Below are 18,382 nucleotides of genomic sequence, written 5' to 3' on the forward strand. Positions count from 1 at the left end.
TGACATCTTACTGAAGATAAATGCCCACTATTTATCCGAAGGCTCTTCGGTAAGACTGGTTGCCCCGGTAGATTCAATGGCAGCAAGTTCTTTTAGAATTTTTTCGCGGCTATCTTTGTCATCAATAATATTTTGAATTGTTTGCCTAAAGGATGGAAAGTTTCCAAGAGGCCCCTTTAATGCATTAAGTGCATCGCGCAATTCTAAAAGCTTACTAAGCTCAGGTACCTTTTTAGCAATTGCATCCGGCGAAAAATCATCCAAGGAATTAATATCAAAATTAATTCTTAGCTCATCATCTTTATTGGCACTCAATGTATTAGGAACTGCTACAGCAATATTGATCTTCTGATCTTCCATCACAGCATTGAAATTATTTTTATCAATAGATAAAATTTTTCGTTCCTCTATTGGTGTTTGATCCTCTTGCCCTGTAAAATCACCCACAAAGACCATACGTAATGGAAGTTCTTTTTCTTCCTGTTGCCCTAATGTCGCTGGCGTATATTTTATATTCACACGCTCTTTTGGTGCAACACTACCCTCTTTTGTGCCTCTAGCCATTGAAAACCCCGATTTCAATTAAAGTTTATGATTGGAACGTCATGCTTACTAAACATTATCTTTCCAAGATAATTATAAATACCGCTTTTAAATTATTGCACCTAAGTCAGGAGCAATTTATAACAAAATACCCTTTTACAATAGAAGTATAATTTACAAATAAGTAATATATACATATTACATTGCCGATGTCATTTCAGTCAACAATAAAAATAGCTTTATACTTAATTATTGATTTAATTTATAATTAGTAATATATTATATATTAATATATTAAATTATAATATAAGAACTTAATTTTGTTAATTAACACTTATTTTTTATATTAATATTTATTATATTAGAATATACTTTATATTATCACGATCTCCAATTTTATGCGAGATTGCGTAAGTTTGCTTATTGAATGTTTCTCTTCTAACTAAGTTTTTCGGCCGTTTGCATAGGGTACATTCAGCAACATGATAAGCAAAAGATAATAGCTTGATGACATAGGCTAGCATCAAAATACGAGCGCTCATAAAGCAATTGAAAATAAGTTTATATATAGCATTCACTTTGCCCTTGAAGGACAATAAAGTACGAATATAGAAAAATCTAATCCTATAAATTAGCAGGCCTGATAATAGTCAAATGGATTTAGTTTGCGATTACTCACATTTTAAATCGAAAACAAACGCAATTTATAACACTATTAACGGTAAAGTTAGGTCAAACTCTAACGTGCCAATTTTCAGCTTGTTTGCGCCTTTCCCAAAAAAATCTATAAGTGCCGTCTTTCGCCAATAAGCTTTGATGGCTACCTTGTTCAATAATTTTACCCTTATTAAGCACTAAAATTTCATCAGCCGATTGAATCGTCGATAATTTATGGGCAACAAGGATTAAGGTTTTGTTGGATACTAAAAATGCCAATGCTTGTTGAATGGCGCGTTCATTACTGGCATCAATTGCTGCTGTTGCTTCATCCAAAAGCACAATTGGCGCATCTTTTAAAATGGCGCGGGCAATTGAAATACGTTGGCGCTCGCCTCCTGATAGGCTGTCGCCAGCTTCACTAATTAATGTTTGGTAGCCATTGGGTAAAGCCAAAATAAAATCATGGGCATTGGCAGCTTTGCTTGCTGCCTCAATTTCGGCTTTGCTTGCCGCTTCGCGGCCAAAAGCAATATTGTCATAGATAGTTCCGGCAAATAGATAAACATCTTGAAAAACAACGGTTATCATTTGATTTAGCGTTGCTTCATCCATGTCGCGCACATCAATGCCACCAATGGTCACGCTGCCTTGGTTAACGTCCCAAAAACGCGCAATAAGATTAAGGATTGTGCTTTTGCCAGAACCTGATGCGCCAATAATTGCCGTTGTGCTTGCAGCTTTTACCTTAAAGCTCACATCTTGCAAAACCTCATTTCCCGCAATGTAGCTAAAGCCAACATTTTGAAAGGCAACATCATAATCGGTTGGCACTTTGCTGGTGGTTGGTTCTAAAAGCGGTTTTGCAGCAGCAATGCGGTCAAGACGGATTAAGGCGGCATCTGCAATGCGCGTTTGTTCCATAACACTGATTAATGCTAGCAATGGCGCATAGGCGCTAAAAATTAAAATGAGAAAAGTCACCAAGCTTGCAAGGTCAATGGCGCCGCTAAAAAAGCGCCAGCCAGCCATAAGCATAATAAGCGGTATGCCAAGACTAAGCATACCAGCAAATAAGATAAGCGGTACAGTTAGTTGTAAAACCAGCTTTATCGATATATCACGAAAGGCTTTTAGGGCATTATAAAAGCGTTGTTGCCCCGTTTCCACCAGATTATAGGCCTTAATAACGCTAATTCCTTGCACATATTCAATCATATGGGCTGCTGCATCTGCTTGGCCATCTTGTCGCTTAATGCCAAGAGCGCTAAGCCGTTTATTTGACCATAAAAATATCGGCACTGATAGTAAAATCGATATAAAGGCGGCAAGAGCCACAGCAAAATCACGCCAGGCTAAAAATGCCAACACCATCAGCGGAATACCAAAGGCTTGGGCAATACGCGGCAAAGCATCGGATAAAAAGCCTTCAATGGCTTGCATATCACTGGTAAGAGCGCTTACCGTGTCGCCTTTATGGCGCGAAAGGTGAAAACCCATTGGCAATTTACGTAAATGATCAAGAAGGGTCATACGCAACTGGCTCGCTAATGCGTAACTGGCCGACCAACTATTGGCGGCACTTAAATAGCCAAATAGCATTTGGCCGATAAGCGATACAATCATTAATGCAATAATTTGCCCAATCCAAACAGCCGTTAAAGGACGGCCATCAATGAGGTTTGTTACCACCCAAATCATAACCCCAAAAGCAAAACCAAGCGCTAAGGACTGCGCAAAACGAAAAAAAATACCAATTAGCACTTTGCCTTTAAGTGGGCCTGCCAATTGCCAAAGTCTTTTTAGGCTCTGCACGTCCGAGCGCGGTTGATTATTTGTGCTTTGATTAATCATTTTGCCCACCTTTTTCTTTTTGATCTTGGCTATAATTATAGTCTTGCCATAATTGTGCATAAATGCCGCCTTCATTAACAAGACTTTGATGATTGCCTTTGGCGACAATTTGCCCGTGGTCAATAACCAATATTGTATCAGCAGCAATAATTGTGCTGAGGCGATGGGCAATCATAATAAGGGTGCGGTTGGCAATTAAAGCGCCAAGCGCTTGCTGTAAAGCGGCTTCATTATCAGGGTCGGCAAAAGCGGTTGCTTCATCAAGAATAATAATTGGGGCATTTTTTAAAATAGCGCGTGTAATGGCAATGCGTTGCCTTTCGCCGCCCGATAGACGCCGCCCCAATTGGCCTAAATGGGTATTATAGCCTTGTGGCAAGGCCAAAATAAATTCATGGGCTTGGGCGCTTTGAGCTGCGTTTTCAATATCGGCTTGGCTAGCAGTCTTATTGCCACAACGAATATTGGCTTCAATCGTATCAGAAAAAAGAAAACTATCTTGAAAGACAAAAGCGACATTATCCATTAATTGTTGCAAGCCAATATCACGCACATCAACACCGGCAATGGTTATTTTGCCGCTATCAACGTCATAAAAGCGGGCAATAAGGCTTGCCATCGTGCTTTTACCTGAACCTGATGGGCCAACAAGCGCGGTAACACTGCCGGTTTTTGCGGTGAAACTTATATGATGTAAAACCTCGCGACCTTGATAGCCAAAGCAAACATCATCAAAACATATATCGCTATTTTTTAAGTCAATAACCGCGCCGCTGTCCTTTTGCTCGGCTGTATTGAGCAAGTCGCCAATTAACATCGATCCCATGCTGATATGGGCAAGGGTGTGAAATTGGTTAAATAATTTAAGCAATGATTGGCCGTAATTACCGCCTAAAATTAAGAAAAATAGCAGCGTTGGTAAATCAATAGTGTTATAATATAGCAAAATAACGCCGACGGGTAAAATAACCGTTATATTGGCAAGAACCAGCGAATAAAATGTGCTGCCAAGCGGCAAATATAACTTAGCCGAGGCTAGCTCAATATCGGTATAATCTTGCACTGCCTTTGCTGTTTGAGAAAAACTCTCGCCGCTGCGGTTGAAAATTTTAACCACGGGCATCGCGGCTAAATATTCAACCATTGACGCATTCATGCGGGCGCTTGCCGCTTGATAGGCACCAGCCAAGCGGCCGCCGCGCATCATCGCCATGGTAAGCAGCACAAAAGATAAAGGCGTGATGATAATAGTGGCAATCGCCATGCGCCAATCAACAATAAAAAGCCAAATGGAAACGGCAATGAAAGTTACCAAGGCGCTGATGCCTTCTGGCAAACCATGGGCGGCAATTTTTTCCAAAGTTTCAGGATCATCAATCATTATTTTTTTAGCGTCGCCACTGCGACGATTAGCAAAAATGCCAAGTGGTACACGGGCAATATGGCGGGCAAGACTGCTCCGCAATTGGTAGATGATGTCATAAGCGGCAATATGGGAAAAACTAATCGAAAAGCCAAGTGATAGAAAACTGATGATAACGCTGATAAGAGCAAAAAACGCATAAAGCACAAAAGTGCTTAAGGAGGCAGTACCAGCAATTGCCGCGCTTACAAGTTGATAGACCAGCCAAACCGGCACTAATTCGCAGGCAACTGCTAAACACGCAAGCAGCACTGATAAAACTATCTTAACCCGCGAATTTTGGCTATAACGAATGATAAGTTTTAAACTTGCGAGATAATCTGGCTTTTTATCAATTGCTAGTTTTGATGCTGTTATCGTTTCTGCCATTTTAAATACACTTCCTCTTAAGAATTGTTGGTTTTTAAGGGTGCAAGGGCGGCTGGTGAAAGCCTTGCTTTAACCAAGCGTGCGGCAAGTAAAATAAATAAACACCCAGCTGCAACCAGCAGAAACATCATGCCATAGCCAAGCATGGCAGCAAGGCCGATAACCATGCCAGCTAACATCATTTCGCCAACGACATTCACACTTTGCAACAAGGTGACATCGGTACCAGCTTGTTTGCCAGAGCCGCCAAAAGCCATGTTAAGAGTGGATGCACAAACGGCAATAATACCGCTGCCAATATTGAGTAATAAGGTTGCGCAAATAACACTTCCCCAATTAACGCTTACTGTGCCAAGTGCAAGTAAACCCCAAAAAGCTAGCCCCAGCATAACAATAAATACGCCGCTGCTAAGCCCAAACCATAAGCGATAGCTGGCAAGTTTACTGCCTATTGGGCTACCAATAAAAATTATAACAAGCCCACCCAAGGTGGTAACAATTCCAGTGTCTCGGCTTGTCCAACCAAGATCAACAAGAAATAATTTGGTAACACTGACCCCGCCGGCATGAGTACCGCCATAAAGAAAGGCAAGCAATAATAAAGACCAGATGCCACGGCGGGCAAAGCAGTCTTTTAGGCGGGCTTTGTAAACCACATGATCCGCAGGTGATAAGAAAGGTTCTATAGGATATTCCTGCCAAATAAGCGCAAGGACAAAGGCAAAAATTGGAAATAATGTTAATAAAAGCAATAGGGTTTGTTGGCCAAGGCTATCAATAAATAACAAAGTACCGCCGCTTCCAACCATGAAACCTGCCATCATGCCGCCAATTTGCAAAGCATTGGCACGGCTTAAGGCACCAGCACGAAGCCGCTCTGCTGCAAGCCCATCGGTGGCGGTATCTTGGGTTGCACTGGCAGTCATGCCAACCGCCATGAGTATCATCATCAAAATAGCATTATCACTTGTTATAGGAATAAAGGCTAAAATGATCATCGATAGGATCAAAATTGCTTGCATAGCTAATAGCCAGCTACGCCGCCGTCCAAGCCGCGCACTCCAATGATTATCAACCAAAGGTGCCCAAAATATTTTTAACACCCAAGGTAATCCTGCCAAGGGTACAAAGGCTAATAATTCAAGCGAAACCCCATTTTGGCGCATGATGACCGGCAATGCTTCCATCGCTAATCCCATTGGCAGGCCTTGCGAAAAATATAAAGCACCAATAAGCGTCATGAGCAAAAGGTTATTTTCCCCCGTTTTGCTCTTAGCTGATTTATCTTGGTTGATAGTATTATTTGCGCCTTGTTTCATCATATTATTTACCACTTAGCCGCTAAAGTGAAGCCAAAGCTACGCCCTAAAGCGGCAACCCCCATATCGGTGCCAGCATAGTTGAAATAGTTTTTAAGATAGGTTTCATCGCTTAGGTTTTTGCCCCAAAGGGTTGCACGCCACCAATCTTTTTCAATGCCAATATGGGCGTCTATAATATTGGTTGGTTTTTGCCTAAATTCATTATTGGCAGTAAAAGAATAGGAGCTGCGATAGCTATAATCGACCCCAGCACGGATAAGCCAATTATTTTGCAATTCGTGCTGCCAATTTAAACTGGTGTTAAAACTGTGTTTGGGAGCAAAAGGCAAGGGATTGCCGCTATAGGTTTGCCTTAAAATTTCATCAATGAAATCATCATATTTTGCATCTGTATAACCATAACCGCCGCTTAGCGATATTTCATCATTTATTGCAAATGTACCCTCTATTTCAAAGCCTTTCGAGGTTGCGGCGGCAGCATTGCGATAAACACGGGTAAATGGCGTTGTATAAATAACCGCTTGCTGGTTTTTCCAATCAATATAAAAGGTTGCGGCCGATAGGGTTAAACGTCCATCCAGCATGGTGGTTTTGGCACCAATTTCATAGCTCATTGTGGTTTCAGGATCGTAACTATTAGCGCGACCATCGGCTTCAATATAGGGGCTGATGCCACCAGCTTTATAACCACGGCTTATTTTTGCATAAGCAATATTGCCCGGTGAAAAATGCCAAGTCGCGCTTATCTCTGGTGAAAAATTGGTAAAGGAAACATCGTCGGCGGCAAAACCAGGATTACCAAACATAAAAGTACCGCTTGGCGTTGAAATTTTAGATGTTGTATCTTTGCGGTCATAGGTTAAACGGCCACCGGCTGATAATTCAAGCTTTGGCAAAATAAAATAACCCACTTCACCAAAGGCCGAATAGGTATCATTTGTTTGTTCAAAAATATCGCGGCTTAACAGACTACGCGGTAAATAGGCAAAATCAAAAAACTGCGTGCCTTCAAATTTTTCATGCATATAAAATAAGCCACCCATCCAACGCAATCGCTCATCATCATGTGACGTCAAACGGATTTCTTGGCTAAATTGGCGTTGCTTTTCCACCTGCGCTTGGATAATTGATGGCGATGGGGTAAAATCACCATCAAGATATTGCGAAAAATTATGACCGCGCATGGCGGTGATTGAAGTCAATTCAAAGGCATCAAAATCATGATCAATTCGGGCAGAAAATCCACCGGATTTAACATTATTTTCAGGGGTAAAATCATGGTCGGCTTTATGTCTTAACGCGAAGTCAAGCGGTGCATACCAAAGGCCACCATCACTTTTATCTTGCGAAAAATCACCAATAATTTTTATGCGTGTTGCATCGCTAATCTCTCCTGCAACCACAATGCGACCAGTAAAGTAATCCACATCACTAACATGGTGATGATTATAATTATTGACGATATAGCCATCATTTAAGCTCCATGAGGCATCAACCCGCATGGCAAGGCCAGTGTTCTTTATCGGTGTTTCAAATGCGGTTCTAACGCGTTTTTCGTGATTGCTGGCATAGGTTATATCAAGTTCTGCGCCCGGCTTATCTCCCGGCGAACGGCTTAAAAGATTAACCGCGCCGCCAATGGTGTTTTTGCCATATAAAACCGATTGCGAGCCACGCACAATTTCCACCCGTTCCAAGCCATCTAGCAAAGTGGGATAGCCTAAAGGGCGTGCGACAAATACATCATCAATAAACAGGCCAATCGCCGGCGAGCGATCCACACCGCCTGATATGCCAAGAGAACCAACACCGCGTATGGTAAGTGGCCCACCTTGGCCGTTAAAATTGACATTTGGTGCATGAAAGGCTGCATCTTCAAGATTGGAGACACGGCCTGGCACCAATTGATCTTGCTGTATAACGCTTACCGATACAGGACTATCTTGAATTTTTTCTTCGCGTCGTCTTGCGGTAATAATAATTGGTTCTAAGACCATATTATTATCCTCTGCAATGGGCGCATGGCTGATTGGTTGCGCCGCCACGCCATCTATCAATAAAACGGCGCAAAGCGCTCCAATTAAACTATTTGACCATAAAAATCTAAACCGGCTCTTAATCATGATAATTCCCCTCAAGTTTAATATTTTTTAAAATAGTTTATTTTTGATAACAAGCAGGTGGACTTTCGGGATCGCGTCAAAGATTTTAGGGATCGCGTTAAATTGAGCCAAATTGCACTTTGGCCCAATTTTTTTAAGATAGCTGCAACAATTTAAAACCGCACTGCAATGCCGGCGCCATAGGTTGCACCACGGGCATAAGAAACACCAAAGATAGATTGACCATCGGCATTGGTGCCAAAATATTCTTTAATATTTAAATATTGCTTATTTAAAAGATTATCGCCAAAGACATAAAATTCGCCCGATCCCCAATCTAAACCAAAGCGGGCAGATACAATATGAGCTGGATTGAGTTTGCCGGTATTTGTCGCGTTGGTATAGCGAGTGCCTAAATAATTATAGCCAAGGCGCGCATTAAATTCCTTATTGGCTAAAAAGCCGTTTATCCCGAGATCTTCGCCAAAAGCATGATATTCAACAGCGGCTTTCCCCGACCATAATGGCACACTTGGCAACTTATTACCGCTGCGTATTCCTTCTTGTAAATCAGAAATTTGTTGAGAAACATTGCGCAATTTACTGGTTGTATAAGCAACACCGCCGCTTAAAATAAAATATTTGCCAAGCAAATATTTACCATCAAGCTCAAAGCCCGCACTTTGCGCGTCAATATTGACATTGTAGCCGCTTACATTTTGATAATCCCATACCATGATTTGTTCGTCATGCATATCGTTAAAAAATGCAGCTGCGGTTAATTCAAGGCGATTTTCTAACAAAGCGGCGCGGCTACCTAGCTCATAAGTTATAATGTTAGATGAGCCATAGGGCTTGCGGGCAACGCCTTGCCAATTTAACGCATTTTCTTGGCCAAAGCCGCCGCTTTTATAGCCGCGTGAAATGCTGGCATAGCTCATTATATCCTTTGTCCAATCATAGGATAAGGCTGCTCTTCCAGTTAAAAATTTATAATCTTCCTTGCCATGCTCTTCAAAATAGGGAATGGCACCATTTAAGCCATCACTAAAGAATTGACTATCGAATTTCTTGCTTTCATGGGTCGCGCGTCCACCAAACGATAATTTTAGTTTTTCAGCTATTGGATAGGTCATTTCACCAAAAATGGCTTGGCCAGTTGTGGTTGTATTATAAATACTCGTACCAGTGGCGCTTGGGCCATAATACCAATTTTCTTTGCTATTATCGCGCATTGCTTTATCTTGATAAAATACAAAACCCGTAAGCCAGCTTATATTTGCTTGCGGCATGGAGCTTAAGCGAAATTCTTGAGAAAAGCGTGTGTCACGCTTATCATAGCTACTAAAATTCGTCTTGGGATCAAGAAAATCTTGCGGTGACAAACCGCTAATATCGGCAGCAAGCAAAGCATCGGGATAGTTATAAATATTGTAATTAGTGACTTTTGAATAGCTGGTTTGTGCAGTAAAAGTTACCGTTTCAAAATCATGCTCAAATCGTGAATTAATTAAATAAATCTTGCTGTCATCCTTACCAAGATTTTGTGCACCAAGTTTATGTGCAAAAGGATGATAGGCAATATAAGTGATGGGGGTAACTTTGCTATTTTCACCTTGAATACTAATTAACCAGCGGTTTTCCGCATTGGGGGTGAAAAGCAGCGAGCCGCGGCCAACAAAACTACTATCCTTGCCAAGTTTGTCGCCAACAAGATTATCAATAAAGCCATTTTCTCCATTTCGACGAATTGCGATGCGACCGGCTAAAATATCAGGAATAATCGTGCCATTCACCATGGTTTCAGCGCGATAAATGCCATCGCTACCAAATTCACCGCGAATAGTCGCAGCAAATTCGTGGCTTGGTTCTGCTGGAATTAAATTAATGGCACCGCCGGAGGTGTTACGGCCAAAAAGGGTGTTTTGCGGTCCTTTCATAACCTCAACCCGTGCTAAATCAAGATAGGAAGAAAAAGATGCGCCAATTGGTAGCGGTGCACCGTCAACAAAGGTTAAGACTGAGCTGTCATCGGGACTAAGTGGGGTTAAGATTGGGCCAACGCCGCGCATCACCACAAATGAATTAGACCGATCGCCAAAAATACCAGCACTTGCTCCTGCAACATCACGCAATGCCGATGCGCCATCAATAATACGTTTTTCCTCTAAACTTTCGGCTGTTTCAACATGGACTGATGCTGGTACATCTTTTATATTTTCTTCGCGCTTACGGGCGGTAATAATAATTGGTTCAAGGGTGGTACTTGCCTCATCTTGTCGTTGATGTTGGCTTTGCGCCCCTTCTTGAATTTGTCCCCGATCTTGAGCCTTCGCCGATATAAGAGGCAGAGCAGGGGACACCAAACAACTTGCTAATAATAATCGTCCAGCCATTTTATAGGTTATAAGATTTTTCAAGGATAAAGACATCGTTAAAGACATGGAAAACCTTTCATGACTAAAGGGAACGGGTTAAACAAGAATAGAGGGCTGCCAGATTTTTGGCCGGATTAAGAAAAACCAGCACCATGGCAAAAAGGCTTAATAAAAAAGCCAAACCAAAAAATGCCGATAGGCCGATAAACGTAACAATGCTACCAGCCATTGATGCGGTTAATAGCGAAAGAGTAAGATCAATTGAAGCAAGCATAGACACACGGCTAGCGGCGGTATGGTTATCGCCGATTTGCTGGCTTAACCACAGCGATAGAGCTTTTAAAGGGGCTATAAAGGCATAGCCAAGTGCCATATAAATAAGAGATATAAAAATGGCAAAAGGCGCATTTTGCCATTGATTGACACAGATTGCCGTTACTAGAAATATGATTGCGGTGGCAAGGCTCATCCAACCGATAAGCTTTAAGCCATTATAGCGCAATAAGATATGGCCGCTGATAAGGGCTGCACCAAGTCCCAAAGCATTGCTGCCAAATGCGCCCAAAAAGCCAACGAGGCCAGCAGAAACGCCAAAATCTACTTGCATAATTGGTAGATAGGCCGTGACCAAGCCTAAGCCCATTTTAGCAAAAAGCGCAATGAGGATAAAATGCCAAATGGTTTTATGGCGCAAAAAGGCTAAAAATGCCAAAAAAGACTGGGTTTGACCTTGGCTTTTTGCGTCTTTATGGCTGTTGGTCTCTATCGCTAATGCCGGCCTTACTGAGATTACTATAAATAAAAAGCCGGTTGCAAGCGCCGTGCAAATAATAATTGCACTAAGAATGATAAACCAGCTTTGACCATTCGCGAAAAAGGCAATCAACCCTAAAATAATACCACCAATGGTAAAGCCGATCACTTGCCAAATACTGGCATAGCGATAGCCTTGTTCATCTTCAGTAATAACAGCAAAGCCATCAAGTGCAATGGTGCCTGTGGCCAAAATGATAAAAAGCAAACTTGAAAGCACCATTAGCAGCGCAAAATTAGCACTCGGATCAACCCATAAAAATGCTAATAAAGTAAATGTTGCAATGAGCGCGGTTAGCAAAATAATATGGCGATAAGCATTGGGTGCGCCTTTTGCATAGCTATCAATAAGGGGTGCCCAAAAAACGCGCAAAGCATAGGGTAAATAAACCAGTGAAAGCAGGCTTATAGAAGCGGCAGAATGTCCAGCTTCGCGCAGCAATGCTGGCAAAAGATAAAATATATAAGACATGGGAATGGCGGTAACAATATAAAATGCGCCATAGCATAAATAGCGCAAACGTCGTTGCCCATAAGGCGCATTTGTAGGTGGATTTGTTGGCGCATTTGATTTTGCAATTGATTGAAACACGATAATCCCCGTCCTCCAAAGGATAAAACCGCTTGCGATTTTTGAATATCTTTGTTGAGTAACATCTTTACTTCAATGGATATAGAAAGTCGGCTTGTGGATTTCGGGATAATTCTTGTGTTATTCGATCAACTTTATATTTAAGCAGTCTCATGCTTATGGATTTTTAAGATGACAGCTTTATTTAAATCGATCAACTGTCGGTGCATGGCCAAAATGATTGCGATAGGCATTGGTAAAATTTGCTGGATCAGAAAAGCCACATTGATAGGCAATTTCTGCAATATGCAATTGGTTTAAACGCACTTGCATGCGGGCCATTTCCAATAATTTGCCGCGCAAATAAGTGGTAATAGATACACCAAAGGTTGATTTAAAAGCCCGCCTTAATGTGCTTTCATTGGTGGCAAATCGGCTCGCAATATCGCCAATTAAGTGCCGTTGATTAAGATGCGCATCAAGATAGGATTTAACCTCATAAGCAAGTTCATGATGGCGGCGGTTAAAATTGCTTTTTATTGGCTGGGCACTTAGAGCTGTAATACATTCTGCAATGAGGGCAAGTGCTAGTCCGGTGATCTCTATTTGCGTAACATAGCCATTTAAAGGTGAGGCATAAATTTTCTCAAGAATTGTTTGCATGGTTTTGGTTAGCGGCAAATTGCTCAAGCATGGCGCATTGCCAGCAATGAGTTTAAGTAATTCATCGGGTATAGGTTCATCCTTGGCTATTTGCTCAAAGAAATCTGCATTAATATAAAATGAAGTCATTTTAACATGCTGACCAATTTCCTGTCTTTCATGATGCTGACATATTTTACCACATCCACATAGGGTAAGCTCATTGGTATTGTCCATGATTATCGGCTGGTCTTCGGCATAGCTGACCCAATTACCCTTAATGGTTTGGCCTATAAATAAACCTGGCTTAAGATCCATTGCTGCTTGGAAAGGTTTTGTTGTGGTAAGGTCGCAATCAAAATATTGAATATTAGGAGTTAGTAACTTGCCGCGATAACGTCCCTCAAAATCACCACTATTTGAAAAATCAACGGATGGATCGCAGTTTTCGTGGCGAGCGACAATGTCATCCACCATTATAATACTATCGCAATTTGGTAGATCAATATCTTTGTATGGGGTGTCCATTTTTCTTTGTCTTTCTATCAAAGATATTTTCAGCCAAATTTGAAACCGCGTCCTGACCCTAGATTAACGCGGTTATCTCAGCCATCAAGACCGATTAATTTGCGATGGTGAAAAGCCAAATTTTTTGCGAAATTCGGTGGTAAAATGGGCAGGGTTATATCCCATATCATGGGCAACGCGTGAAATAGAGGTTTCGCCTGCCTCTAAAAGTTGACGCGCTTCTTCTAAACGGCGCGCCTTGACATAGCTATAAACTGGCATGCCAAAAATATCACTAAATCCCGCACCAAGTTTGCGGGCATTGGTGCCAACCATGCGTGCTAACTCCATAACCGTTGGTGGATTGGCAAGATCTGCCAATAAAATTGCTTTGGCAGCATGAAAACATTCAATATCCCGCAACGACCATTTGGTTTGCTTATCCATATTATCACCAGCTTCAGGTAATAAATAAGCCATTAATTCAAGCGCCTTGCCTGTCATATAAAGCTGGCGCGATTGCCCTTTAAGGGGGCAAAGCAATATTTGGCTCGAAATTGTATTGACTATATGGGAAGCAGTATGTTGCATTTTGCCAACCGCATTCATTATACTGGAAACGGTTTGTTCGCCAAATTGTACTTGTGCTTTTAAAGGGTCAAGGTGCAAAAATACCGCACTTAAAGCACCATCAGCTAGCGAGCGATGACAACTTTCTGAAGGTTCTTCGCTTTTAAATATGGTCATTTGGCCTTTTTGCCAAATATGATTGCCAAATTCAGTGTGGTCCACCTCAACCAATCCTTCAACCACGACCCCCAGCCAAATACCTTCATCCATAAGCGAGCGCCATTTATAGTCGCGTTTGACATTCATTGTGTCAAACATGATCGTTAATCCGGCAGTTTCGATAATTTCCATGCCGCTACCTAATGATGACTTTAATGATATACTTGATTATTATCTTCAAGTTTTATACCCAATCATTGATAAAATCAACCATCGGTATATCTGCTGCAATAGGGCATTTTAACGTTTGATATCATCTTTTCCGCGTCGAAATAGGTAATATCGATTATATAATCATAAGCAAAATGCTCTTTACTGCCATCACCTTATCTCATTCTTGACCGCTCATATCTTCTATTTTAGCAATGGTAATGACACCGGTATTGTGAATTGAAACATTGACGCACCAAATTCTTTTTCAGCAACATCAAAAAGCGTACGCGCACTTTCCTCGTCCACAACATCACAAATGACCACCTTAGCCTTGACACTTAAAGTTTGAAGCTCTTTTGCCACCTGTTCAATGCTATCTTCGTTAGCGCTAACCATTATATTGGCGTTCTCTTGGGCAAAATGCTATCAATACCAACCATTTGGAAAAATACATCAAGCTCAGGAAATAATTCATTTAATGGCTTTGAGTGTGCGGGTGATAGTGAAGCGAAAATATTAGAATATCTCGTCAATAACTATAGACTTGAACAATTATCTGCAAGTACTTTGAAAAATGATACCTTAGGAGATTAAAATAGTAATGCTTCAAGCATAAAGAGCAGAACTAGCATCTTGTAAATATTATTCACAAGGAATTAAATACTTCTCCACCAAATATGGTATGAATATTGAGTATAGTTTTATGATAAAAATACAGGACTTAAAACTACATATATATGGGGTAGAACAGGAAAATTCCTTAGGTGTTGCCAATAATAAAGAGTGTTAAATATGGCTGATATGGAAATTGTAAAAGCAAAATTTGAAGAAGTTAATTCACGCAAGCTTGTGCCTGATATATTTGGCACACCGCGCACGTTAAATCCCGTTTTGTCAGAAAAAGATATTATATTTTTTCAAAAAAAATTTAGTGTCGAATTGCCAGAAGATTATATATTTTATCTTACAAATATCGCCAATGGTGGTTTAGGACCAAGCATGGAAATGATCGCACTTGATTTAAATGGTGTAAAAGATCCACGAATATATGGCAATTTCATTGATGACTCCATTGATTTAAGCGAGAAATTTTCTTTTGAACAATCTTGGAATGATAATGAAATTTTACGTTATGAATGGAACAACGATATTCCATACGAGTTATTAATTAATTATTATTCACCGAAGAGAATTAGTGGGTGTGTTCCAATTGGTGTTTTTGGTTGTGGTGAGATTGCATGATTAATCGTTAATGGCCCCCAATTTGATAATATTTGGCGCGATGATCGGTTGAGGAAGAATGGTATATATCCATTAAATGAGAGCGTAAATACAAGCTTTTCAGACTGGTTAGATATGTGGCTTGATGATGTTTTAAATGGTGTTGGCCAATATGATCGTCGCGGCGATTAAAGGTCGCTGCATTAAAACTAAGTTTTTAATCATTATAACTAACGGTTAATTAATGATATTGCCTTCTAAAACATACCAACCATTAGCAAAATACCAGATATCACCGCTACTTTGCCATATCTTATAATAAGGCGTAAAATCAACTTGGTAATCAATCATTTCTTGCATCAAAAATATGGTAATATTTTTTGACTTAGTTAGAGAATATAATGCGTCATAGAGACAACTACATATTGTATCAGATTTGCTAAGTGTTTTATCAAATAACTTATAAAAAAATGTATCTGTAATAAAATCACTTACGCCTCCGCCAATAAATTTTTTACTTTTAATTGTACTTAAGAATTCATCTTCATTATTCGTTGCACGCCAAAATCCTTTTTTAAGATTGTTAAATACACTTATATCAATGTTTTTAGAGAATATTTCTAAGTTTTTTGAAAAATTTTCGCAAAAACTATAAAATTCTAATCGTGAAAAAACTGAATTATTAGGCAATACATAAAGGCTATTATTTTTATTGTCTTTTAATAATTTTTCAATTTTTCTAATGAGTATATCCCCTTGACGAAGAGAAGAGAATGCCTCTTCCAAAAAAAATCGATTTGCATTAAATGGAATAAAACCTTCAAATTCTGATGAATCTATTATTTGGCCAGATAATACAGACTGCCATTTTTTCATTTTTTCAAACATTATAATTTTACCTTGTAGAGTTTAGAATTTTTTGAGCTTCAGGAGATAAAGAAGAAACTCCATTCGATTGCCAATCGTTTATAAAATTATTTATTTCATTAAATAAATCTAGCCTTGTCGCAAATATTAATTGTAATCTGTGTTATCGTAAAAATATGAAAACTTGAGACTATGCTTCGCTGTTTTAGGAAGGCATAGATGCTAGCAAGATTAATAAGTTATTTCATCGTGCAAGGAATGATTTTAAAGCTAATTTTAATAGTTCGGCACTTTGATGCACTGATCATTATTCAAGCTATCAATTGGTATGAGTATTATTTTTTAAGCTATAGAAATATTATTGGAGCGCGAAATTTTAGAAATCCCCATTACGGTTCTGTTCGCATTGATGAGATCTACATCAAGGTTAAAGGCCAAGGATTAAATTTGCGGAAATATCTCTATCTTAGCTCATGATAAACACGGCGTTTCCATTGATTTTTTGACAAAAGCATCGAGGGATAAAGGTGCTGCCATGCGCTTTTTCCGCAAAGCTTTCAATCATTCAGGACAGCTAAGCGAACGATAAATGGCTACGAGCCAGCTTCAAGCTTAAAAAGATTTGGGTCAAAAGGTGCATGAAAATTAAAGAAAAAACAATTGCTACACGATATATTTGTAATCAGACAAGTTAACAATACCTAAAAACTAGGCGTTCAAAGGCGTAAATGCATCAAATTTAAACTTTGCGACAAGGCCAAAAAGGATTTTTAAATGTTCAATAATGATATTAACTTTAACTATGAAGAATTAGAGAAAAAAATAGGCGAAGTACTCTATTGCTGTGATTTTTATTTTTTTAAATGCCCTAAATGCAAAACAATATATCTATATGATATATGATGGGGGAAGTTTTTTCTTTAACCCCGACAATATAAAAGAAGTTGTAAACGAGTCAAATTTTAAATGTTTAAAATGTGGTTTTGAATTTACAGCCAATGATAAAGTATCTAACGGCATTTGGTTCGGTGATAATCAAGACCCCAAGTTTCATGTTACAAAAAAAGATGTTCTTTCCAGTAATTGGGAATGGGCAATAATTAAATAAGGGCATTGCCAGAATAACTTTGCATTTGAATAATGGCGTGATATTTTTGCGCCATTAGTAAGATCAATCCTAAGCAATCAGTTAGGGCAAAAATGGCTTTTTGAACGTGATGCGGCTGGCCGCGTCATTAAAGAAATAGACTTTGCTGGTCTTATACAAAATTATAGCTATGATAAAGCAGATCGCATTATCGCAACGCAATATGCTGACGGCGCAAAGTTAAATTTTGCTTATGATAAATCAGCGTTTTTGAGAAAAATTAATTTAATTAGCTTTTATGCGGATGGTTTAGCAGTTTTTATTCTTGAAAACCATTCTTGAAATAGTATTCTCTTTTTAGTAAGATTAATTGAGTTTTAAGAATGTTAATTTGGCTTTGAAGGAAAAGAGAGCATGCTGATTGGTTATGCCCGGGTATCAACACAAGATCAAAATTTAGAATTACAACAAGAGGCTTTGTTGAAAGCAGGCTGCGAGCGAATTTATGAAGATAAAATGAGTGGAAGCAAATCGGAGCGACCAGGTTTAACCAAAGCCATGGAAATGCTGCGTGAAGGTGATACCCTTGTTGTTTGGAAGCTTGATCGCTTAGGCCGCTCAGTGAAGCATTTGGTTGATCTTGTTGGTGAGTTACAAAAACAAGGTGTTAATTTTAAAAGTCTAACGGATTCGATTGATACGGGTAGTGCTTCTGGTCGGTTCTTTTTTCATGTTATGGCAAGTTTGGCACAAATGGAACGAGAATTGATTATTGAGCGCACACGGGCAGGTTTAGCGACAGCAAGACAAATGGGTCGTGTTGGTGGTCGTCCGCGTAAAATGACCAATAGTAAGCTCAAATCTGCCAAAAGCCTTTTAGCTAGTGGTATTCCACCAAAAGATGTAGCAAAAAATCTTGGCGTTTCAGTTCCTACCCTTTATCGGTGGGTTCCAGCTAGTTCTTGATTATCCTTAGTTTTTAATGGTTAAAAACTTATCCACAGGGTACTGGTGTTAAATATTGAGTTAAATATAGTGTTAAGGGGAATCTTAGTTTTGTTAAGTTTTTGTTTTTAATGAAGAA

At 39.7% G+C, this 18,382-nt stretch carries 15 protein-coding genes and 1 pseudogene; 5 read left to right on the forward strand and 11 right to left on the reverse strand.

What is annotated here, in order from left to right:
• Positions 1-27 precede the first annotated feature (27 nt).
• The 10 genes from tssB to N6A79_RS15655 form a co-directional block, all read right to left on the reverse strand.
• Positions 28-564 carry a type VI secretion system contractile sheath small subunit gene (tssB, locus tag N6A79_RS15610; RefSeq protein WP_262080970.1) on the reverse strand — a complete coding sequence of 179 codons (537 nt, stop codon included), beginning with the start codon at positions 562-564 and terminating at the stop codon, positions 28-30.
• A gap of 711 nt (positions 565-1,275) precedes the next feature.
• Positions 1,276-3,054 carry an ABC transporter ATP-binding protein gene (locus tag N6A79_RS15615; RefSeq protein WP_268547689.1) on the reverse strand — a complete coding sequence of 593 codons (1,779 nt, stop codon included), beginning with the start codon at positions 3,052-3,054 and terminating at the stop codon, positions 1,276-1,278.
• Positions 3,047-4,846: an ABC transporter ATP-binding protein gene (locus N6A79_RS15620; protein WP_263499742.1), complete on the reverse strand. Its 1,800-nt coding sequence runs from the start codon at positions 4,844-4,846 to the stop codon at positions 3,047-3,049. The genes N6A79_RS15615 and N6A79_RS15620 overlap by 8 nt, the downstream gene beginning before the upstream one ends.
• Positions 4,847-4,863: 17 nt before the next feature.
• A complete protein-coding gene (locus N6A79_RS15625) occupies positions 4,864-6,168 on the reverse strand; it encodes an MFS transporter (RefSeq protein WP_263499743.1) in 1,305 nt (434 codons plus the stop codon).
• A 5-nt stretch (positions 6,169-6,173) separates the two neighbouring features.
• Complete coding sequence (locus tag N6A79_RS15630; protein ID WP_263499744.1) at positions 6,174-8,291, reverse strand: TonB-dependent receptor; 2,118 nt, start codon at positions 8,289-8,291, stop codon at positions 6,174-6,176.
• 152 nt (positions 8,292-8,443) lie between these two features.
• Positions 8,444-10,714, reverse strand: coding sequence for a TonB-dependent receptor (locus N6A79_RS15635; protein WP_263499745.1), 2,271 nt, complete (start codon positions 10,712-10,714; stop codon positions 8,444-8,446).
• A 16-nt stretch (positions 10,715-10,730) separates the two neighbouring features.
• Positions 10,731-12,053, reverse strand: coding sequence for an MFS transporter (locus tag N6A79_RS15640; protein ID WP_263499746.1), 1,323 nt, complete (start codon positions 12,051-12,053; stop codon positions 10,731-10,733).
• 180 nt (positions 12,054-12,233) lie between these two features.
• A complete protein-coding gene (locus tag N6A79_RS15645; RefSeq protein WP_263499747.1) occupies positions 12,234-13,202 on the reverse strand; it encodes a helix-turn-helix transcriptional regulator in 969 nt (322 codons plus the stop codon).
• 84 nt (positions 13,203-13,286) lie between these two features.
• Positions 13,287-14,102: a helix-turn-helix transcriptional regulator gene (locus N6A79_RS15650; protein WP_263499748.1), complete on the reverse strand. Its 816-nt coding sequence runs from the start codon at positions 14,100-14,102 to the stop codon at positions 13,287-13,289.
• Between the two features lie 222 nt (positions 14,103-14,324).
• Positions 14,325-14,519: a hypothetical protein gene (locus N6A79_RS15655; RefSeq protein ID WP_263499749.1), complete on the reverse strand. Its 195-nt coding sequence runs from the start codon at positions 14,517-14,519 to the stop codon at positions 14,325-14,327.
• A 15-nt stretch (positions 14,520-14,534) separates the two neighbouring features.
• Here N6A79_RS15655 and N6A79_RS15660 point away from each other — a divergent pair, with 15 nt between their 5' ends.
• The 3 genes from N6A79_RS15660 (at position 14,535) to N6A79_RS15670 (ending at position 15,536) form a co-directional block, all read left to right on the forward strand.
• Entirely contained in the window at positions 14,535-14,717 is a 183-nt protein-coding gene (locus N6A79_RS15660) for a hypothetical protein (RefSeq protein WP_268547692.1), read from the forward strand.
• 198 nt (positions 14,718-14,915) lie between these two features.
• Positions 14,916-15,365 carry an SMI1/KNR4 family protein gene (locus tag N6A79_RS15665; RefSeq protein WP_263499751.1) on the forward strand — a complete coding sequence of 150 codons (450 nt, stop codon included), beginning with the start codon at positions 14,916-14,918 and terminating at the stop codon, positions 15,363-15,365.
• Between the two features lie 48 nt (positions 15,366-15,413).
• Positions 15,414-15,536, forward strand: coding sequence for a hypothetical protein (locus tag N6A79_RS15670; RefSeq protein ID WP_268547694.1), 123 nt, complete (start codon positions 15,414-15,416; stop codon positions 15,534-15,536).
• 45 nt (positions 15,537-15,581) lie between these two features.
• Here N6A79_RS15670 and N6A79_RS15675 read toward each other — a convergent pair whose 3' ends face one another.
• Complete coding sequence (locus tag N6A79_RS15675; protein ID WP_263499752.1) at positions 15,582-16,232, reverse strand: hypothetical protein; 651 nt, start codon at positions 16,230-16,232, stop codon at positions 15,582-15,584.
• 237 nt (positions 16,233-16,469) lie between these two features.
• Here N6A79_RS15675 and N6A79_RS15680 point away from each other — a divergent pair.
• Positions 16,470-16,764: pseudogene (locus N6A79_RS15680) on the forward strand (DDE-type integrase/transposase/recombinase); the annotation flags it as partial.
• A gap of 948 nt (positions 16,765-17,712) precedes the next feature.
• Positions 17,713-18,264 carry a recombinase family protein gene (locus N6A79_RS15685; protein WP_262080955.1) on the forward strand — a complete coding sequence of 184 codons (552 nt, stop codon included), beginning with the start codon at positions 17,713-17,715 and terminating at the stop codon, positions 18,262-18,264.
• The last annotated feature ends 118 nt before the right edge of the window (positions 18,265-18,382 follow it).

The sequence above is a fragment of the Bartonella sp. HY761 genome (genome assembly GCF_026743145.1).
Lineage (GTDB): Bacteria > Pseudomonadota > Alphaproteobacteria > Rhizobiales > Rhizobiaceae > HY038.

Bases quoted from the DNA above. Each gene is read 5' to 3' on its own strand.
- tssB (WP_262080970.1), bottom strand. From the start codon at position 564: ATGGCTAGAGGCACAAAAGAGGGTAGTGTTGCACCAAAAGAGCGTGTG.
- N6A79_RS15615 (WP_268547689.1), bottom strand. From the start codon at position 3,054: ATGATTAATCAAAGCACAAATAATCAACCGCGCTCGGACGTGCAGAGC.
- N6A79_RS15620 (WP_263499742.1), bottom strand. From the start codon at position 4,846: ATGGCAGAAACGATAACAGCATCAAAACTAGCAATTGATAAAAAGCCA.
- N6A79_RS15625 (WP_263499743.1), bottom strand. From the start codon at position 6,168: ATGATGAAACAAGGCGCAAATAATACTATCAACCAAGATAAATCAGCT.
- N6A79_RS15630 (WP_263499744.1), bottom strand. From the start codon at position 8,291: ATGATTAAGAGCCGGTTTAGATTTTTATGGTCAAATAGTTTAATTGGA.
- N6A79_RS15635 (WP_263499745.1), bottom strand. From the start codon at position 10,714: ATGTCTTTAACGATGTCTTTATCCTTGAAAAATCTTATAACCTATAAA.
- N6A79_RS15645 (WP_263499747.1), bottom strand. From the start codon at position 13,202: ATGGACACCCCATACAAAGATATTGATCTACCAAATTGCGATAGTATT.
- N6A79_RS15650 (WP_263499748.1), bottom strand. From the start codon at position 14,102: ATGGAAATTATCGAAACTGCCGGATTAACGATCATGTTTGACACAATG.
- N6A79_RS15655 (WP_263499749.1), bottom strand. From the start codon at position 14,519: ATGGTTAGCGCTAACGAAGATAGCATTGAACAGGTGGCAAAAGAGCTT.
- N6A79_RS15665 (WP_263499751.1), top strand. From the start codon at position 14,916: ATGGCTGATATGGAAATTGTAAAAGCAAAATTTGAAGAAGTTAATTCA.
- N6A79_RS15675 (WP_263499752.1), bottom strand. From the start codon at position 16,232: ATGTTTGAAAAAATGAAAAAATGGCAGTCTGTATTATCTGGCCAAATA.
- N6A79_RS15685 (WP_262080955.1), top strand. From the start codon at position 17,713: ATGCTGATTGGTTATGCCCGGGTATCAACACAAGATCAAAATTTAGAA.